The following is a 19,966-nucleotide window of genomic DNA, read 5'->3' on the forward strand; positions in this document are numbered from 1 at the left end:
GAGAGTTTATCCCCCTATTTGTCTAGATAACTCTTGGTCTGTTTCTACTTGTTTGTTTATTGACGATTGGATTTGCTCAATTAATTCATGATATTCTTGTTGTATCGAAGATAATTCTGATATTTTTTGTTCATATTCTTCTTTTGGTTCTATTCGAACAATTGGCTCTGTTGCTCCACCAGCATTTAAAGAATCCACTACTTCTCCTTGATGTAATGTAGAGCCTATGGAATCAGCCGTTTTTACTGTGTTTGTCCATAACTTATCGGAATCTTTCTTTGCTTCACGATACATTTTTTTAATATCATCTATTTCTATTTGAAGAGTTTTACTCATTCCTTGTGTTAAAATCAAGGCTTCAGACGCATCTAAATAAATTTCTTCTGAAGCAGATAATCCTCCTCCGCTTTTTAAAAGCTTTGCTCGCAACACATCTAATGCTTTTAATTTACTCCGAGTATTTGTTTGAACTTTTTGTTGAGCCACATAAATTTTATTTAAATCTGGAGTATATTGACGAATAAAATCCTGTTCTTCCTTTGTTAAAAACCCAGTAATATCATGCTCTTTGCCATTTTTTATGATAATAATTTTCCCTGGATAGATACTTCCAGGAACTCCACCCGCAGCTTTATTTAACGGGTCATTTTCAGATACAAAATAAATGATATTTCCGCTATATCGTCCAAATAAATCAGATAATTCTTGTTGATTCGATTTCTTTAGATTTCCTAATAAATTCATTAGTGGAGCTGAATTATAAAGTATAATATTGGGGATATTGTGTACCATGCCCATAATAGTTCCATTTCTTCCACCTAAAGAGTGCCCCGTAACTGTATCAATGTCATAGCCATTTGCTTTTAAATCGTTCATAAACTTGTTACTAGCATCAAAATATGCCGAGGAAGGACCATCCCCTTTAAAGGCTATATTGCCCCATTGGCCTATGTCTTTTGCGCTTTCTAATATACCATTGTCAAGGTTAGTACCAGTGAAGCCAACTACAACTTTTCCTGTGTTGTTATCCAAAAATGCTACACCGCTTGAACTTGTTTTAGGGTCGTAGAATGCATCAACTAATTGAAGGTTAGAAGGGAATTTCCCCTTCTCTTGTAGTGTATCAATTTGCCCTTGAACCTCTTTTAAAGGTACATTATTGACTAATGCATTTTCTACTTCGTAAGAAATTGTTGATACCGCACTGGTTACTTCACTATCTTTTTTTATACCTTTATCTTTAACTTCATATTTACTCACTTACTAAATCCTCCTCAGAAAGAGGTTGAAAATCAATAGAATCTGTGAAAAATATGCTTAATTTTTTATCAAATCTAAATTCTAACTGTTTATAACCTATCGAGTTACCTTTTAAGTCCCCTGTCCCTTTCAGCAATAAAGTAGGTGATCTATCTGTAACAATATCATACTTGCTTCTCAATTCTTGAACATTGAAATTTTCATTTGTTAATTGATATTCTAATTCATACATTGGAACTTCTGGATTATACATTTTTTTTGTATTTTTATATTTATCTAATTTATCAAAGTTTCCATACTGAACAAAGAACTTGAATTTTTCAACCTTCTTTTTAATTTCTTCCCTTTGTACATCTCCTAATAAATGAAAACCATTCTCATTATATATAACTGGGTACTTTTCTTTCTCAATAGGCTTACTTAAATCATTAGAAGTTTTTCTAATATAATAAAATCCTTTTGCTTTTCTTGTATTTCTATTGATTCTTAGTAACATACCTTCTGTAAATAAATCTCCTTCTTCAGTTTTACTCATTGAAAAATCAGAATTTAACACCCAAACCCCTTTATCATCTTTATCAAATTCATCATCTTTATAGCCTTCCATATCGTAGAAACTCTCCAGATTTGGCGTTGGATACAAAGCTAATACTTTATCAAAACTTTGTTCAATTTCTGCTTTATTTTTTGTTTCACATCCAGTTAGTCCACTCATTAGAATTAGCCCTCCTATAAATAAATATAATTTTTTCAAAATATTTTCTCCTCCTAAACAGGATGAAATTTATTTACACCTTAATCAATATTTATTTTACCAAAAGTCGACTGTATTAGATAGTTATATATTACATTTCCGTTATTTAATTTAAAATAATGCTACTGATTTATGATAAAAAAGAGATAGTCTATTTTTTAACTTACTATATTTTCGACTAAAAGCAGTATTTTTGAAAAATTGCTTTCTTAGTTTTTGATCATAGGTTCATTTAGACTACAAAAAGAAACCAATAGACAAACGCGGACGTTCAATCTATTGGTTTTCTTAAACTTACTTATTTTTGTGCTGAAGCAAAATTTGCTGCTTCGGTTCCTGATTGACGACCAAAGATGATGATATCCGCTACAGCATTTCCGCCGATACGGTTTGCACCATGTAATCCGCCCGTTACTTCACCAGCTGCATACAATCCTTTGATTGGTGCACCATCTTCTTTCAACACTTCTGTTTTCGTATTGATTTTCACACCGCCCATTGTATGATGGATTCCTGGTGCGATTTTGATTGCGTAGTAAGGACCCACTGATAAGTCATGGTCCATACCTGTTGCCCGATTAAATTGTGTATCTGATTTAGCTTGAACCTCTTTATTCCATTGCTCTACTGTTTCTTTTAATGCGGCTTCTGGCATATCGATTTTTTTAGCAAGTTCTTCAATCGTTGCCCCTTCTACAACAAAGCCTTGTTCATCGTAAAAATCAATGGCTTTGGCACGATCACGAACGCCTTGATCAAAGACTAAGTAAGCCGATTTTTCTGGTAATGCAGTAATAGCAGCAGAAACTTTATCACGAGTATCCATTTCATTAACAAAACGTGTACCTTCTTGTGATGCTAAAATTCCCCCTTCACCACGAACGACTTCACCGATCAAGAATGATTTATCTTGTTGAACGGTTGGATGGATTTGGATTTCTTTCATATCCACTGTAGCACCGCCAAGTTTTTCGATCATCTTGATACCGTCACCTGTAGTTCCTTCTTGGTTTGTTGTGACGTAGTCTTTTAATTTTGGATCGTATTTCTCTAACATTTCTTTATTCGCACCGAAACCACCTGTTGTAACGATTACAGCATTTGATTTGATTTCTTTAGTTTCTTTGTCATTTAATTTGACTTTGACGCCATTCACTTGACCGTCTTTTTCAGTGATTTCAGTCACATTTGCATTGACAAATAGCGGGATTTTTTCTTCTTTAACATTACGGACAAGTCCATCTACTAGGTAGCCGCCGATTGCGGAACCATCTGCTGGACGGTGTGTGCGCTTTTCACTCATTCCGCCAGTGATTGTTAAGTTACTAAGCTCGATTCCTTTTGTATCTAACCAGTCAATTGCATCAGCTGAATGATCTACGAAAAAGCGTAACAGTTCTTTGTCATTCGTACCTTTGCCGCCTTTTAGCGTTTCTTCAAAGAATTTATCGTTGCTATCCGTGATCCCTTCGGCTTTTTGATATTTGGTTTCAGATGCATTCATACCTGATGACGATTTGATCGTATTTCCACCGGCAACAGGCATTTTTTCTAAAATAGCTGGATTCATTCCGGCTTCTTTAGCTTGTAAGGCTGCGGTCATCCCAGCGCCCCCTGCACCGATGATTACGATATCATATTGATCTTCTAATTCACTTAAATCTGTATAGCCATTGGCTGATGCACCAGAAGTAACTTCTGTGCTTTCTTTAGATTCCTTACTTTTCTTGCTTGTTTTGTCTTGATCACTAGTACAACCTACAGCAATTCCTGCAAATAGACTCAATGATAGTAAACTCATGATAACTTTTTTCATTTTTTCCCCACCTCAGTAATTTTTAACCATACAACTCCTGATTACTTAACGCAATTCTGTCTAATTTCTTGCTCAATGTGAATATAATCACATTAAAAATAACAATAAGTTTTCCTTTTTAAGATATTCATTCGTGCATTTATGTTTATCCTTAAAAGAAATAAATAAAAGAATGTTACTCCTCTCACAATAAAATAGCATGTTCTGTTTGATTTGTGCTATATTCTCTCTTTTTTTAATCAATTTCTAATTTCCGCTAACTGATTTATTCTTTGTTTGCCCATCATTTATTTTCTGCTATACTTATTTTAACGACATTCAGGAGGTCCATTATGAATCGATTTCGGCTTTTATGGCTGGCTCAACGCAAAGGAAGGCGTTTTATTTCTAATCATTTTTCATCTATTCAAATAATTGTTTCCTATTATATTATTATGACCGTTGTTTCTTACTTGTTATTTTGTTTGCCATTTTTTAGGGAGGCAGGCACTCATGTTAGCTTCATCGATATGCTCTTTATGGCGATTAGTACGGTAAGTGTTACAGGGTTGTCTACATTCGATATTAATTCTGTCTTTAATGATCGTGGCGTGATTTTGCTGGAAGTGCTCTTTCAAGTTGGTGGTTTAGGAATCATGATGATTTCCACTGCCTTTATTATTCTATCCAAACGTAGAATTTCTTTAAAGCAACGGCAATTGATCATGACCGATATGAATCAACCAAAATTGAGTGGTATTGTTCGTTTGATTCGGATTACATTTACGATTATTTTATGGTTCCAAGTGATTTTTGGTACATTTTTCTCCATTTATTTTTATTTTTCTGGCTATTATAAAACCTGGCCAAAAGCAATTTTCTTTGGTTTTTACCAATCGATTTCAGCTGTGACCAACTCTGGCTTTGATGTAACTGGTGATTCCATCATGCCATTTGCTAACGATTATATTTTTTTGATCGCAATCATGTTCTTGATTTTTGTCGGTGGGATTGGTTTTCCAGTATTGATGGAAGTTCGTGAGTGGTTGTTCTTTAAAAAGAAAAAACGTGGCTTGCCTTTCCGCTTTTCATTATTTAGCAAAATTGCAGTATTGGCCTTTGTGATTTTGTTTGTTGGTGGAACGATTTTGATTTATTTATTGGAAAAAGATCATTTGTTTGTAGGAATGGGGGAGATTCAGCGTTGGATTACCTCAATGTTCTACTCTATGACAACGCGGAATGCGGGTTTGCAGATCAACGATTTAGGTGATTTTCAGGTTACGACGCTGATTGTTTTTTCTTTATTGATGTTTATCGGTTGTAGTCCCAGCTCTGTTGGCGGTGGTATCAGGACCACAACCGTTGCAATCATTGGATTGTATTTGTACGCCTTTTTGAAAAGTGAAGATAAGATCAATGTGTTTGGACGTCGAATTGATGACGATGATGTAAAAAAATCGATTGTCGTCTTTATGCTCTCATTGATCATGTGCTTCTTTGCCGTCTTATTTTTAACTGCAACAGAGGAACATCCGCTGATCGCAATTATTGTTGAAGTAGCTTCAGCTTTTGGTACAACAGGGTTGTCTTTAGGGATTACTTCTGATCTAACTACAGTTGGTAAGTTGATGATCGCACTTTTGATGTTTATTGGACGTATCGGTATGCTGTATACATTAATGTTGTTCGTGCCAAAGGAAACACGGGATATTGGTTATGAATATCCTTCTGAAAAAATTATTATTGGCTAATAAGAGGTTAGGAGAGAGGTCATTTAGACTTGAGTAAAAAACCGCACGATGCTTAAAACGCATCGTGCGGTTTTTGGGAAATTTCCAAAGAATATGACTTTTCACACTGTTTATTAAAATCACTTTTATATTAAATCAGGACATTAACGATCAAATAGATCAAAAACAAGCCTGAAATCAACCACATCGGCAGTGAGAGCTCTGATTTTTTCCCAGCAACCCATTTCGTCAATGGATACGCGACAAACCCAAATGCCATCCCATCAGAGATATTCATCGTAAAAGGAATTAAAACGATCATTAACATAGCAGGAAAATAGTCACTAAAATCATCAAAATGCAGAGTCTTGATCTGTTGGATCATTAAAAAACCCGTTATGATGATCGCTGGTGCTAATGCCGAATCAGGAATATAAGAAAGTAACGGTAAAGCTAATAACGCTAAAAAGAAACAAATACCGCTAGTAATCGATGTTATCCCAGTTTTTCCACCCTCTTCAATCCCTGTTGCACTTTCAGCAGCTGCTACAGTTGGGCTTGTTCCAAAAATACTGGATAATAATGTAATAAAACCAGTTACACGATACGCTCGCAAATATTTTTTTTCATCAGCTTCTGGCATCAACCCTTTAAGTAAGCCCATCGACTCAAATATCAAAATCATCGATAATGCAAAAACACCCAATAAAAAGCTTTTAGAAAAAAATGTACTAAAATCTAATTGTAAAAAGATTTGAGAATAGTTCCCTAACCCACTCAAAGAAAAATGTTCAGTTGGTGTCACCATACCAAAAATATTAGCAATAAGCGTCACAACAACGATACCAATAAAGAAGCTCCCTTGAACTCCTTTTACAAATAGAATCACAGTCAAAATCAATGAAAATAACGTTAACAAAGTCAGGCTATTATCTAAAGATGCCAACTGCAAAAAAGTATGCTCTCCCCGTAAAATCAAGTGCCCCTTTTCTAAGCCAATCAACACAAGAAAAAATCCAATTCCTACAGTAATCCCTGTTTTCAAGGTTTCCGGGACAACCTCAGCAAACAATTTACTTAGCTTCGTAAAAGCGACTAGTAAATAAACAACACCTGCACAAAAACTAACAGCTAACGCCTGTTGCCAAGTTAAACCTAATGAAAGAACCAACGTATAAGTAAAAAATGAATTAACACCCATCCCTGTAGTTAAAACAATTGGCGCATCTGCAACCAATCCGATCAAGATCGATCCAATAATCGAAATAAAGATCGTACCGAAAATCGTTAATTCCTTTGGCATTCCAGCTTCAGCTAAGATCACCGTATTCACCATAATGATATATGAAATGGCGAAAAATGAGGTTGTTCCTGCAAGAATTTCTCGTTTTATATCCTCTTTTTTTAGCTTTTTCCAATTAAACATCAAAATCCTCCTTATATTAAAAGCGGAATGGGCTCGTTTAGCTCTGACAAGAAAATAGGAAAAATTGACTGTGACGCTTTTTGTCACATTCCATTTTTATCTTTTTCTCGAAGAGCTAGCCCAAGCAGCTAGATAGATAAAAGCGGAATGGGCTCATCCAGCTCTGACAAGAAAATAGGAAAAATTGACTGTGACGCTTTTTGTCACATTCCATTTTTATCTTTTTCTCGAAGAGCTAGCCCAAGCAGCTAGATAGATAAAAGCGGAATGGGCTCATCCAGCTCTGACAAGAAAATAGGAAAAATTGACTGTGACGCTTTTTGTCACATTCCATTTTTATCTTTTTCTCGAAGAGCTAGCCCAAGCAGCTAGATAGATAAAAGCGGAATGGGCTCATCCAGCTCTGACAAGAAAATAGGAAAAATTGACTGTGACGCTTTTTGTCACATTCCATTTTTATCTTTTTCTCAAAGAGCTAGCCCAAGCAGCTAGATAGGTAAAAGCGGAATGGGCTCATCCAGCTCTGACAAGAAAATAGGAAAAATTGACTGTGACGCTTTTTGTCACATTCCATTTTTATCTTTTTCTCAAAGAGCTAGCCCAAGCAGCTAGATAGATAAAAACTAAACAAACTCATTCATCTTTAACAGCAAGTAATCAAATTTACTTAATAAAATTATTTTTTACTTAAATTACGATACTGTAAGAATACCACATTGGAAGCGCTTTTTGAAATTTCTAAAGACTTTTTTATTTTTCCCTCATAAAAAACTATTTGACTAATTTAAGTCATAGTTTGATTTCACTTGCTAATTTTTTTATAAATTTTATCGTTACTAATCTTTTTCATCGCACATACATTGGTATAATCATAATATAGTAAGAAAGAGTAAAAGGAATTAATTTTTTTTTTCAATTGTGGTATTATAGATTGAGTTTATTGTTGAATGTAACAACAATAGTTGATATAAATTGGAGGGCACTTTATGGGAATCAGAAGTCATGTAGCAATAGCCGCTGGAAAAACTTCTCAATGGGTATTACAAACTTTCTTCAAAGGCGGCAGTAGCTACCCTGGAAAATTAGCATTAAAAATCGATCCAAAAATTTTGGATACCTTAGCTAAAGATTATGAAATCGTTGTTGTCACTGGTACGAATGGAAAAACGTTGACAACCGCTCTAACGGTAAATATTTTAAGACAAGAATTTGATCACGTACTGACCAATCCAACTGGTGCGAACATGGAGCAAGGGATCGTTTCAACCTTCTTATCTGCTAAAAATAAAGGGGCAAAAAAGAAATTTGCGGTTTTAGAAATCGATGAAGCGAGTTTGAGCCGTGTCACAAAATATATTGAACCAAAATTATTTTTGTTTACTAATATTTTCCGAGATCAAATGGATCGCTACGGTGAAATTTATACAACATACAAACTGATTGTTGACGGTGCTGCTGCAGCGCCTAATGCACCGATTCTTTGCAATGGTGACTCACCGATTTTCAACTCAGTTGAAACGGTCAATCCAAGAAAATATTACGGCTTTAATCACAAACCAGATGAAGAACAAATGGCTCATTACAATACAGATGGTTTACTTTGTCCAAAATGTCACCATATTTTACATTATAAAATGATCACTTATGCTAATCTCGGAAAATATTATTGCCCAAACTGTGGGTTCCATCGTCCTGAGTTAGATGTTCAATTAACAGAAATGGTTGCGATGGACAATACTTCTGCCGAATTCGTGATCGATGGCGCACAATACAACATTGCTGTTGGCGGTATGTATAATGTATATAATGCTTTAGCTGCGACCTCTGTTGCTGAACATTATGGTGTTTCTCCTGAAAAAATCAGAGCTGGACTAAGTTATGACGAAAAAGTCTTTGGGCGCCAAGAAACGATCAATATCGAAGGCAAATTATGCACCTTAATTTTAGTCAAAAATCCCGTTGGCTTAAATCAGGTCATTGATATGATGGCTCTTGCCCCTTACTCTTTCTCACTTGTGTCTTTATTAAACGCAAACTATGCGGATGGAATCGACGTTAGCTGGATCTGGGATGGAGATCATGAGGCATTTGCTCAGATGAATATTCCACAAGTCCTCGCTGGCGGTGACCGTCATCAGGATATGGCTTTACGTTTGAAAGTGGCGGGAATTTCTGAAGATAAATTAAAAGAAATCCCTAATCTAGAAGATGTGATTACAGCAATCAAAGAATTGCCGACAGAACATGTTTATATTTTGGCCACATATACAGCTGTTTTACAGTTACGTAAATCACTCGCTGCACAAGGTTATATTAAGAGCTAACCTTTCGAAAAAAGATAAATTAGGAATGAGGTAACGAACAATGCCTAAAGAATTAGTTGTGTGTCATTTATATGGAAATTTATTGAACACTTATGGCGATAATGGTAATTTACTGATGCTAAAATACCTTGCCGAAAAAATGAATGTGACGTTTCGGTCTGAAATCATCAGTATTTATGAACCATTTGACCCTAATAAATATGATCTAGTGTTTGTTGGCGGAGGTCAAGATTTTGAACAGCTGATTATTTCAGACGATATCCAAACGAAAAAAGATTCCTTGATTGAATATATTGAAAATGACGGTGTCATGCTGGCAATTTGTGGCGGTTATCAGTTATTAGGTCATTATTATATGGGCGCTAAAGGCGAAAAAATTCATGGTATCGGCGCGTTAGATCACTATACATTAAGTCAAGATAATAACCGTTATATCGGTGATATCGTGATTCATAATGAAGAATTTAATGAAACCTATTATGGCTTTGAAAATCATAACGGCCGAACATTTTTAGGGAAAGGAGAACGTCCTTTAGGCAATGTCGTCCAAGGAAAAGGGAATAATAGCGAAGACGGTTCTGAAGGCGTGATCTATAAAAATGTCTTTGGTTCTTATTTCCACGGACCAATTCTTGCTCGTAATGAAAATCTAGCGATTCGGTTGATCAAAACGGCTTTAGAAAAAAAATACAATGAACCTTTCAATGTACCTCAAGAAATGCAGACAGTTGAATAAAAAAAAGTGTTAGGAAAAATTTCCTAACACTTTTTTATACTTAAAATTTATGCATCGATTCCTGGTTCGGAAGCGATAATCGTCAGATCACCTTCAACACGCCATTTTGCAATATCAGTTGGCAAAATAAAGCTTGTTCCTTTTGTCAGTTCATAGCTTTCAGACTTGATCGTATCTGCATCCTCAATAATCAAATGACCAACACCATCAATAACCGTCGCCAATGTATAGGGCGCATTTTTCTTTAAATTCAACACGCCTTTGACTTGCCATTCATATACATTGAAAAAAGGTGTTTTCAAATACGTGATAACGCTAGACTTTCCTTGGTTTTGTTGTTGGATCGATAGTTGTGCATCTTTTGCGGGAACTGTTGTTACATCCACTGATTGTTGAATATGCAGTTCTCTTGCATTTCCTTGATCATCTTTTCTGTCATAATCATACACACGATACGTAGTATCACTACTTTGTTGTGTTTCCAAAATCATGATCCCTTTACCGATTGCGTGAATCGTTCCGCTTGGTACATAGAAAAAGTCCCCTTTTTTAACAGGCACTTTCTTAAGTAAATCATCCCACCGCTCTTCTTTGATCATCTCTTCAAGCTCTTCTCGACTCTTAGCATTATGTCCATAAATGATTGTTGATCCTGGTTCAGCATCAATAATGTACCAACATTCTGTTTTCCCAAGTTCGCCTTCATGAGCCAAACCATACGTATCATCAGGATGTACTTGTACAGATAAATCATCTTCAGCATCTAAAATCTTAGTTAGTAAAGGAAAAACATCTCCTTTAGCATTACCAAATAATTCACGATGATTCGCCCAAAGCTCATCTAGCTTTTGTCCAGAAAATTCACCATTTTCTACTGTACTTACCCCATGAGGATGAGCGCTGATTGCCCAATCTTCCCCGATCTTATTACTTGGTAAATCAAAACCGAATACAGTGTGTAAACGATCTCCACCCCAAATTTTTTCTTGAAACACTGGTTTTAAAAATAAAGGTTGCTGCATAGTTTAGAGACTCCCTTCCATTTATACTCGTCAATTATACCACTAAAAAGAAAGCGATTCATCTTTGTTTGCTATTTTTTTCTTTTAAATAAATCTCAATAAGCTCATCTCTTTTTTCGATATATTCCGCTCTCTTATCTACTGGATGAACACGATTGGAAAGAAAGACGAACCCTTCCTTCTCCTTAGGATCGATCAATAAAAAAGTCCCAGTGTAGCCCGTATGAAATAAAATCGATCGCCCAGACATGTCCTCTTTCAAATCCCATCCTAAAGAACGATGCCCTTTCTGATTAGGTGTTTGATCGTCTAATAATGAGCGAATTGTATTTTTTTCTAATACTCGAGTTGTCTGATATTTTCCTTCATTCAAGTACATTGCTGTAAATTTTTTTAGATCGGTCAAATTAGTGAATAGTCCCGCATTACCAGCATGTTCAGCCAAAACAAACGCTTTTGGATCATGAGTTTGTCCTCGAATCAGTCCTCTGATAGGGTGGTTTTCAGTCGGTACAATTTTAGAAAAATCCTTAGGTAAAAAACTACTTTCTGTCATATTCATTGGTTGCAATACTCGCTCTTTAAAAATCTCGATGACCTCTTTGCCCAGTAGTTCCTCTAGCATAAACCCTAGTAAAATCGTTCCAGTATCTGTATAAGCGACCTTTTTACCTATATTTGTACCTGGTTGAACCTGATTATACGCTGCTATCAATTCATCTTTCGACAAAGCCTCTCGATTTTCAATATAACTTTGAATATCAGATGTATGTGTCAAAAGATGGCGGATCGTTATCTTTTCATTTTCAAACGCTGGGTAGTATTTTTTGAACGGTGCATCGATGTTTATCACGCCTGTTTCCTTCAACTGTAAGACAACCGTTGTAGTACAAACGACCTTAGTCAAAGAGGCTACATCAAAAAGCAGCGAACGCTCTAATGGTTCGACTGTAGGTATGATTTGAGCATTTCCCCAAGTATAGTCTTCAGATTCTCCCTCTGTAATGAAAGAAAAACTGGCGCCTGGAAAAATCCTCTCATCTATCAATTCTTTGATTTTTTGCTTCGTTTTTTTATACATGATTTATTTTCCTCATTGCTCTGTGTCCTATTTTTTCCTAATTTCTAACGAACCACCATTCAATCTCACTAGGATCGTAAATCGTTAAAATCGTTAATTTTTTATCAACAAAAAATTCTTGTTTTTGGTCTTCTAAATGTTGCTTTAACTTTTTCATTTCTTCTTCGTGGTTTACTGTTAAAACAAAAAAATCCAATCCCAAAGATTCTTCTGAATCGGCTATTTGTCTATCCATTTTTATTGAATCATCTAAATGTATCCAAAAATTCCTATCGTTTAATGATAGTCTGTCAGCTGTTTTACTTTCAGAAACCATTCCTAAAACATCTCGATAAAAAGTGTGATGTTTAGCGTTATCTTTTACGTCCAGTTTGAGTCGATCAAATCTCACCTTAGCTGAAAGGCTAGAATATAAAACATTACTTCGATCTATCAAAGGTTGTATATCTAGGATTTCAGTTTCATTTTCATATTGATTTGCTGAACCTTGATAACTAATTTCCAGTTCATTACCTTCTGGATCTTCTAAAAACACACTTTGTCGTTGTCCTTTTTGTACTGATTTACTGATAGGATAATTATGCGTTGTAATTCTTCTCAAAAGACTACCAAACTCTTCCTCTGTTGGAATCAACAAAGAAAAGCAGACAGATTTCTCAAAAGGTTTTTTTTGACCTTCATCAGAATCTGTTTCTTCTAATATCAGTAATCGACTGTCTTTTTCTTGTGAACCAAATATAGACAGATTATTCTCTTCTAACTTTAAAATAAACCCAAGCACATTCTTATAAAAGCTAACCATTCTCTCTACATCGTTTACACGAAGTGCAATCGTTTTCACATATACATCTTGCGATAATTGAAACTTTTCCATTCGTCTTCCCCCTCCGAATGTCTACCACTATTTATTCTAAACATCTCTACTGATTTCAGCAAGCAAATGCTCTTTTCAAAAAAATAATAACTATACGAAATTTTCTCCTTATATCAATTTCATTAAAGCTGCTTGAATAGCAAAACTATATTTTAATCATTTTAAATAGAAAAAGATGCTGAACATCGAATTCAAACATCTTTATCGTAATTTTTTTATCTTTTCTTTAATTATAAATGGCTTTGATTGGGTCCATTCTAGACGCACTGATTGCAGGAATGATCCCGAATATTACACCTGTAAGAATAGATACCACGGTTGATATAGCAAAAATTGTAGGCGTCATAACTGGAACGATATCTACGAATCGTCCAACTATGGTAGAAAGAAGGTAACCTAATCCAACACCTATCAATCCCCCAAGTAAAGTAATAAACGCCGCTTCTAGCAGAAATTGCATTAAAATCATTCGAGGTTTAGCTCCAATCGCTCTGCGAATCCCAATTTCTCGTTTTCTTTCTGTAACAGAAACATACATAATATTCATCACACCAATACCACCAACTAAAAGTGAAATTGCAGTGACCGCCATCAAGAACATCGTCATACCTCCGATAGCATCTTCCATTTGCTTTTGATTCTTTTGTTCCTGATCATTTTCCTTAAAAATACCTTTGACATCCGGATGATTTTCGGTTAAAACCTTAACGGCTTGAGCAATAACCTTTTGTTTATCTGCATCTTCTTTTAATTTAAAATTAATCCCACTGATTGATTTTGATGTCGCTAGTTTATTGTACGAACTTCTCGATACAAAACTGCTGGACACCGTATTCCAGTCTAGTGACATCGCTTCCGAATTATCCAATGCTTCATAATCGAACGGCTCCAAAATTCCAATTACTTTATACATATATCCATGGATTGACACAGCTTTTCCAATCAATTCACCAGGATCATCCATCTTCAAACTCGTATCAAATGTATCGTGATTCAAAACAATTACGTCTTTATTGATATCTCGATCGTCAAAATCTCGGCCATATTTAATCTTATTCTGTCCTTTATTAGAAGTGACCATTAAACTTGCTTTAGCGCCGAAATAATCCAACTCCATCGTTAAATTATCTCCCATCATGCCATCACCATATTGAGGATAAATTGATGCAATCCCTTCAATATCTCTGACCTTTTTCATATCAACTCTGGAAAAACTATAATCAGGTTCTTCATAAGACATCATTCCCGAAGCACTTTCATCTTCCATCGTATAATGAAGCTTCACTACATCGGTATTCATAGCACTTGTTGCAGACATGACTTGCTTTTTCATGCCTTCTCCCAATGTTGAAATTGTTACAACAGAGGCAATACCGATAATAATTCCGATCATCGTCAGAAATACGCGTAGTTTATGGGCTCTTAAACTCAATAATGTACTAATCAATAGATTTGAGATCATCGAATCACCTCTTCTTCAAGAAATCGGCCATCCTTCATATGAATCACTCGAGTCGCATATTTTTTCATATCGTTATCATGAGTAACCATTACGATTGTTTTTCCTTGGCGATTCAACTCTGTCAATAACTCCATGATTTCCGTTCCTGTCTCACTATCCAATGCGCCTGTCGGTTCATCAGCCATGATCAAAAGCGGATCATTCACTAAAGAACGAGCAATTGCTACACGCTGTTGTTGTCCACCAGAGAGTTCATTTACTTTTGCTTTTGTTTTTTCACCTAAACCAACCAACTCTAAATACTTTTCAGCAATCTTACGTTTTTCTTCATTACTTTTCTTTCCTTCATAAACACAAGGTAACTGCACATTTTGACTGACGTTCAATGAATTGATCAAAAAGAATTGCTGGAAAATAAAACCAAGATATTCATTTCGAAACTCAGATTTTTTATTTTCTGAAAGCTTGGAAACATCTTCCCCTTTAAACAAATAATTGCCGTCAGAAACACGATCTAAAAAACCAATGATATTCATCAAGGTTGTTTTTCCACTTCCAGATTTTCCCATGATCATAATAAATTCGCCTTCTTTGATCGTCAAATCTAATGCTTTTAGGACATGCAGTTTTTCTTTCCCAACAGGAAAATATTTATTGATTGCTTGCATCTGAATGAGAGGGCGCGGATTTTTTTCTTCTTGCATCATATGTGCTCCTCCTATTCTTTAGCTGCAGGTGCTGCTTCTCCAGATTCTACATTACTCTCTTCAATTAAGTCGCCTTCTTTGATTTTCTTTTTAGAAGAAACAATAATTCGATCAGCAGACTCTAATCCAAAATTAACGACTGTGTTTTCGCCTTTTTCTTCGCCTACCTGAATATCACGTCGGATCACTGAACCAAAGTCGTTGACTAACACATATTTTTTGCCTTCTTGATCATAGATCGCTTTTTTAGGAACTTCTATTGGTTTATTGTCTCCTAAGTTAATCGTTGCTTGCATGTGGTAGCCATTTTTAATTCCTTCTAGGCTATCTAATGATAGTTTTACGTTATAAGTAGACATCGATCCATCGGCGTTATTACTATCACTTTGATTTGCTTTGGCTTCTGGTGGATTATCGTCAATGTATGAGATTTTGCCTTTAACAGTCGTTCCACTTGAAACTACTGAAAGATTTGCTTGTTGATCGACAGAAATTTTCATTAGATCCTTTTCATTCACTTTCCCAGCAACATACAAATCATCCGATGTTAAACGAAGAACTGGTGCATTTTCATCTTTGACTTCAGGTATTGACACTCGCCCTTTGAATTTTGCTTTTGTCGATATAAACTGTTTTGTAGATAAATCTGCAATCGTTTGATTTGAAAACAAAATTTCTTCATCTACACTATCGACTTCTGCTTGATGTTGTTCATCAATTGCCGCTCCAGTTGTGCTTCGGTCTTCTTCTTTTGTTTTATTATAATTATCGATTGCTCGATTCCATTTGTTATAAATATTTTGTTTTTTTGTAGCTAGTTTGGTTAACGTATTATTTTGCGCTTCAATTTCTTTAGTTATTTCTTTATCTTCATATGTGAATAATTCTGTTTCAGGTTCCACAACATCTCCATTATTTACTTTAATTTCAGGAGTACTTGTCATTTTTGTGTCTTTTGAGAAAGCTTCTGCCTGTTCGGGTTGTACAACGCCGTTTATATATACCTGTTCAATATCAGGTACTTCAAAATATTCGATTCCAAAATCTTCCACAGCTGGCTTCATATTCGACTTAGCTTCTTTTTTTCCTCCTAATAAATTTGGAAGAACAAAAATACCAATAAATAGCACTACAACTATACCTACAATGACCATTGTTCTTTTTTTCATCACGCTTTCCTATCTCCTTTTTTAGTTATACTTTTCATCTTTTTTAGTTATCTTACTATTTTATTTAACCATTATTTGGTTTATCATACAAGTTACATTTTTGGAATTACCGAAAAATTCAGATTTTTCGACTTATTTCACAACTAAACCCCAAAGTAAAATGAACTTGTCTTTTTACTCTGGGATTTTTACTTTTTAGTTTATATAGCTCTATATTTTTTATTATTGCTTAAAAACACCGATATCTTTTTTCAAGAACGGATTAAGGAAAGAATTTGCCGGTATTCTGGTACGTTTGATTACATCACTCATATTTGTGCTAATTGCCACGTAAAAAACATTAGGACTTTACAATAGGTCTGATTTTACTGAGTGATGTTTGCGCATATCAAACTTAATTATGACTGTATAAACAGCCTTCCTTCTGCTATTCTTATAACAGAATATTTGTCACAGAAACAAGTTTTGCTGAAAAAATGTTTGAGAAATCATTTATTACCGATTTGTTCATAAAGAGCCGCTTATATTAGTTATTGATACACACCATTTTTCAACCAATTTAATTTAATTTTAAAATTTTCAACTATTTGTTCAATATCATATTGAGGATTTTTTTCAAGTTGTCGGTAACCTTCCACAATCGAAGAATAAACGCTATTCATGAGCATTTGCATCAATAGTTTAAATTCTTTTTCCCCATGAATTGTTAAGTTTGAAAAGTTGATTGCTTTATAAATCTTATATCCATGACATTTTTTTTGCCAATGTTCACCTTTTTTGCTGTTTGTGCTGAATTTAGGAAAAACTCGGCTATATACTTGATCATCCATATGCATAAAAAGATTTTGATAAAAAGCCGCATGTTCCCCAATTAATACATCGAAAATCATTTTTGAAAAATACACGGTCATCCCCTCAAATAGTTCTCCATCTGCTTCCTTTATACATTTTTCGATATTTTTTTTACTATCTTGTCTTAATGATTCAAAATAATAATAGTATAAATCTTCCTTATCTTCAAAATACTGATAAAAACTGCCTCTTGGTATCTCAGCTAATTTTACGATATTGGCAATTGATGCTTCTTTCAAAGGTGTTCTAGAGAATTCTATTGATGCTGCTTCTAAAAGTCTCTGTTGTTTCTCCTCAGATAAATGAAAAAAAGTCTTTTTTGGCATTTATTACATCCCTTTCTTATATCACAATTCGCTATAATGACAAGGCGTCATATGACACATTGTCATTATAGCATTATGAAATAAAAAAGCAATAGATCATAGATTGAATTTACCACGTTGTATACTTTTTTATAAAAAATTCGTTAGATGAAAAAATAGACGAACGATTTGATTCGTTTCATTCTAGCTTACATTCAGTACGTTCATTACTGCCTGTTTTACCTCTTTAACTACTTTTTCAAAGGATTGATTTGCATTGATTATATAATTGTTTTGATACGTGATTACTTTATTTTTATTCTGAGTTTCTTGGTCATACAGTGCACCACGTTGTAAAATGTTTTCTTCATTGTCTTCTCTCTTCTGCAATCTTGATAGTACATTTTTTTTAGATACTTCTAAAAAAATTGGAATAACCATATTGCCAAATTGCTTTTCGATTGCTTGGAAACCCTTGATAGTTAAAACATCATACGCATAATGATTGGTTGTTTTTTGAATCAATTCTGCGATTCCAACGCCATATTGATTTCCATGATACGTATCATGTTCTGCTAAAGCTTCCGTTTTTAGTAAATGTTCAAATTGCTCCCTTGTTTCAAAATAATAATCTACACCGTTCAACTCTCCCTTACGAATTGAGCGCGTCGTATGTGAAATTACTTTGTACTTTGAATTAAAAACAGCTTCAGCTACTTTCGTTTTTCCTGAGCCACTCGGACCGATAATGACAAAAAATGGATGCTTTAATGTTTTTCTTTCCACTGGTCATTCCTCCTTTCCCCTACTATACAATAACCAAATAATGCCTTCAAACAAAAAGACAATGATGCTTAGATTGTTAGAAAATTCTAGGCGTTTAATCGTTGCCTGTTCTAAAAAAATATGTACTTTTTTTGACTCTAGCTAACATTTTTATATTGTAAAGCAAGAAGAACTGTAGATCAGAAATTCTCGCTGATCTACAGCTCTAGCTTATTTTTTATTTCAAATCTTGTCCATTTGTTTCAATCACTTGTTTATACCAATTAAAAGATTTTTTCTTATAACGATCCATCGTACCTTCACCGTTATCATCTAAATCCACATAGATAAATCCATAACGTTTACTCATTTCACCTGTTGAAGCACTTACTAAATCAATACAGCCCCACGGTGTGTAACCCATTAAATCAACGCCATCTTTAATTGCATCTGACATGGCTTCAATGTGACGACGTAAATAATCAATTCGGTAATCATCTTCTACATAAAAGTTTTCATCCACTTGATCGATTGCACCTAAGCCGTTTTCAACGATAAATAAAGGCTTTTGGTAACGATCATATAATTCGTTCAAAGCAATTCTCAACCCTTCAGGATCGATCTGCCAGCCCCATTCACTCGCTTCTAAGAATGGATTGCGCACACCACCTAATAAGTTTCCAACTACTGTATCATCTTCTTCCGCGGTTTCATTGACTGCTGAAGACATGTAATAACTAAAGCCAATATAATCTACTGAATATTTTTTCATTAATTCTAAATCATCGGCCTCGATTTCTAACTCAGAGACACCGTATTTATCAAACATACGTTGTTGATAAGCAGGATACTCACCACGAACTTGGGCATCTGTACAATAGAAATTAAATTCTTGATTTTGAGCTAATGTCGCCATTTGATTAACTGGGTTTGCATCAATACTGTAAGTTGTAGCATAGATGATCATACAGCCAATTTGCATATCTGGGTTGATTTCATGACCGATTTTCACTGCTTTTGCACTCGCCACGAATTGATTATGCCATGCTTGGAAAATATTTTGATAATCACCAGCGCCTGTTGCTTTGACCATTCCTTGACTTAGTGCTGGGAAATGGAATGCTGAATTGATTTCATTGAACGTCATCCAATATTTTACTTTTTTACCATAACGAGTCAACACAACTGTTGCATAGTTTTCAAAGAAATCGATCATTTTACGATTTTTCCAGCCACCGTATTCTTTTGCTAAATGTAAAGGCATTTCATAGTGAGAAATCGTGATCACAGGTTCAATACCATGCTTCAAACATTCATCAATCACTTGATCATAGAATTTTAAGCCCGCTTCATTTGGCATTGTTTCATCACCCTTAGGGAAAATTCTTGCCCAAGCAATTGAGAATCGATAACATTTAAAACCCATTTTTGCAAATAATGCAATATCTTCTTTAAAACGGTGGTAATGATCAATCCCGCGATGGTTTGGATAAATAAATTTATCTTCATCAATTTCCCAATTGAACGTATCACTACCTAAAATCTGAAAACGTTGTTTGCCGCCAGGCATTGCATCTGCAACTGATAATCCTTTACCATCTGAGCGATAGGCTCCTTCTAATTGGTTGGCTGCAGTTGCACCACCCCATAAAAATCCATCTGGAAATACTGTTGTTTTGTTTGACATACGATTTTCCTCCT

Annotated in this window: 16 protein-coding genes; 3 read left to right on the plus strand and 13 right to left on the minus strand. The window is 34.8% G+C overall.

The annotated features are described in order from the left end of the window. Positions 1-6: 6 nt before the first annotated feature. From BCR21_RS03615 to BCR21_RS03625, 3 genes are all read right to left on the minus strand, one after another. The gene (locus BCR21_RS03615; RefSeq protein WP_069645138.1) at positions 7-1,260 is read right to left on the minus strand and encodes an alpha/beta hydrolase family protein; all 1,254 of its coding nucleotides are present in this window, start codon (positions 1,258-1,260) and stop codon (positions 7-9) included. Beyond that, complete coding sequence (locus BCR21_RS03620) at positions 1,253-2,014, minus strand: tandem-type lipoprotein (protein ID WP_084013211.1); 762 nt, start codon at positions 2,012-2,014, stop codon at positions 1,253-1,255. Before BCR21_RS03620 ends, BCR21_RS03615 begins: the two co-directional genes overlap by 8 nt. Positions 2,015-2,312: 298 nt before the next feature. After that, positions 2,313-3,830, minus strand: a complete 1,518-nt coding sequence (locus BCR21_RS03625; RefSeq protein WP_069645140.1) for a flavocytochrome c — start codon at positions 3,828-3,830, stop codon at positions 2,313-2,315. Positions 3,831-4,162: 332 nt separating this feature from the next. Between BCR21_RS03625 and BCR21_RS03630 the strand changes: the two genes are divergently transcribed. Then, positions 4,163-5,563: a TrkH family potassium uptake protein gene (locus tag BCR21_RS03630; protein ID WP_069645141.1), complete on the plus strand. Its 1,401-nt coding sequence runs from the start codon at positions 4,163-4,165 to the stop codon at positions 5,561-5,563. 130 nt (positions 5,564-5,693) lie between these two features. Here the strand turns inward: BCR21_RS03630 and BCR21_RS03635 are convergent, their stop codons facing one another. Then, positions 5,694-6,968, minus strand: a complete 1,275-nt coding sequence (locus BCR21_RS03635; RefSeq protein ID WP_069645142.1) for an NCS2 family permease — start codon at positions 6,966-6,968, stop codon at positions 5,694-5,696. A gap of 986 nt (positions 6,969-7,954) precedes the next feature. Between BCR21_RS03635 and BCR21_RS03640 the strand changes: the two genes are divergently transcribed. After that, a complete protein-coding gene (locus BCR21_RS03640) occupies positions 7,955-9,292 on the plus strand; it encodes a Mur ligase family protein (RefSeq protein WP_069645143.1) in 1,338 nt (445 codons plus the stop codon). 40 nt (positions 9,293-9,332) lie between these two features. After that, positions 9,333-10,028, plus strand: coding sequence for a type 1 glutamine amidotransferase (locus BCR21_RS03645; RefSeq protein ID WP_069645144.1), 696 nt, complete (start codon positions 9,333-9,335; stop codon positions 10,026-10,028). A 47-nt stretch (positions 10,029-10,075) separates the two neighbouring features. Here the strand turns inward: BCR21_RS03645 and manA are convergent, their stop codons facing one another. From manA to BCR21_RS03690, 9 genes are all read right to left on the minus strand, one after another. Then, positions 10,076-11,050 (minus strand): mannose-6-phosphate isomerase, class I, encoded by a 975-nt coding sequence (gene manA, locus BCR21_RS03650; RefSeq protein ID WP_069645145.1) that lies wholly within the window; start codon positions 11,048-11,050, stop codon positions 10,076-10,078. Between the two features lie 58 nt (positions 11,051-11,108). Continuing rightward, complete coding sequence (locus tag BCR21_RS03655; RefSeq protein WP_069645146.1) at positions 11,109-12,131, minus strand: serine hydrolase domain-containing protein; 1,023 nt, start codon at positions 12,129-12,131, stop codon at positions 11,109-11,111. A 37-nt stretch (positions 12,132-12,168) separates the two neighbouring features. Next, entirely contained in the window at positions 12,169-13,005 is an 837-nt protein-coding gene (locus BCR21_RS03660; RefSeq protein ID WP_069645147.1) for a VOC family protein, read from the minus strand. Positions 13,006-13,231: 226 nt separating this feature from the next. Beyond that, positions 13,232-14,467, minus strand: coding sequence for an ABC transporter permease (locus BCR21_RS03665; protein ID WP_069645148.1), 1,236 nt, complete (start codon positions 14,465-14,467; stop codon positions 13,232-13,234). Further along, positions 14,464-15,174 carry an ABC transporter ATP-binding protein gene (locus tag BCR21_RS03670; protein ID WP_139125580.1) on the minus strand — a complete coding sequence of 237 codons (711 nt, stop codon included), beginning with the start codon at positions 15,172-15,174 and terminating at the stop codon, positions 14,464-14,466. The genes BCR21_RS03665 and BCR21_RS03670 overlap by 4 nt, the downstream gene beginning before the upstream one ends. 11 nt (positions 15,175-15,185) lie before the next feature. After that, complete coding sequence (locus BCR21_RS03675) at positions 15,186-16,343, minus strand: efflux RND transporter periplasmic adaptor subunit (RefSeq protein WP_069645149.1); 1,158 nt, start codon at positions 16,341-16,343, stop codon at positions 15,186-15,188. 530 nt (positions 16,344-16,873) lie between these two features. Then, the gene (locus BCR21_RS03680; RefSeq protein WP_069645150.1) at positions 16,874-17,521 is read right to left on the minus strand and encodes a TetR/AcrR family transcriptional regulator; all 648 of its coding nucleotides are present in this window, start codon (positions 17,519-17,521) and stop codon (positions 16,874-16,876) included. Positions 17,522-17,704: 183 nt separating this feature from the next. After that, positions 17,705-18,286: a guanylate kinase gene (locus tag BCR21_RS03685; RefSeq protein ID WP_069645151.1), complete on the minus strand. Its 582-nt coding sequence runs from the start codon at positions 18,284-18,286 to the stop codon at positions 17,705-17,707. 217 nt (positions 18,287-18,503) lie between these two features. After that, positions 18,504-19,952 carry a glycoside hydrolase family 1 protein gene (locus tag BCR21_RS03690; protein ID WP_069645152.1) on the minus strand — a complete coding sequence of 483 codons (1,449 nt, stop codon included), beginning with the start codon at positions 19,950-19,952 and terminating at the stop codon, positions 18,504-18,506. Positions 19,953-19,966 lie beyond the last annotated feature (14 nt).

This window comes from Enterococcus ureasiticus (genome assembly GCF_001730285.1).
Lineage (GTDB): Bacteria > Bacillota > Bacilli > Lactobacillales > Enterococcaceae > Enterococcus_L > Enterococcus_L ureasiticus.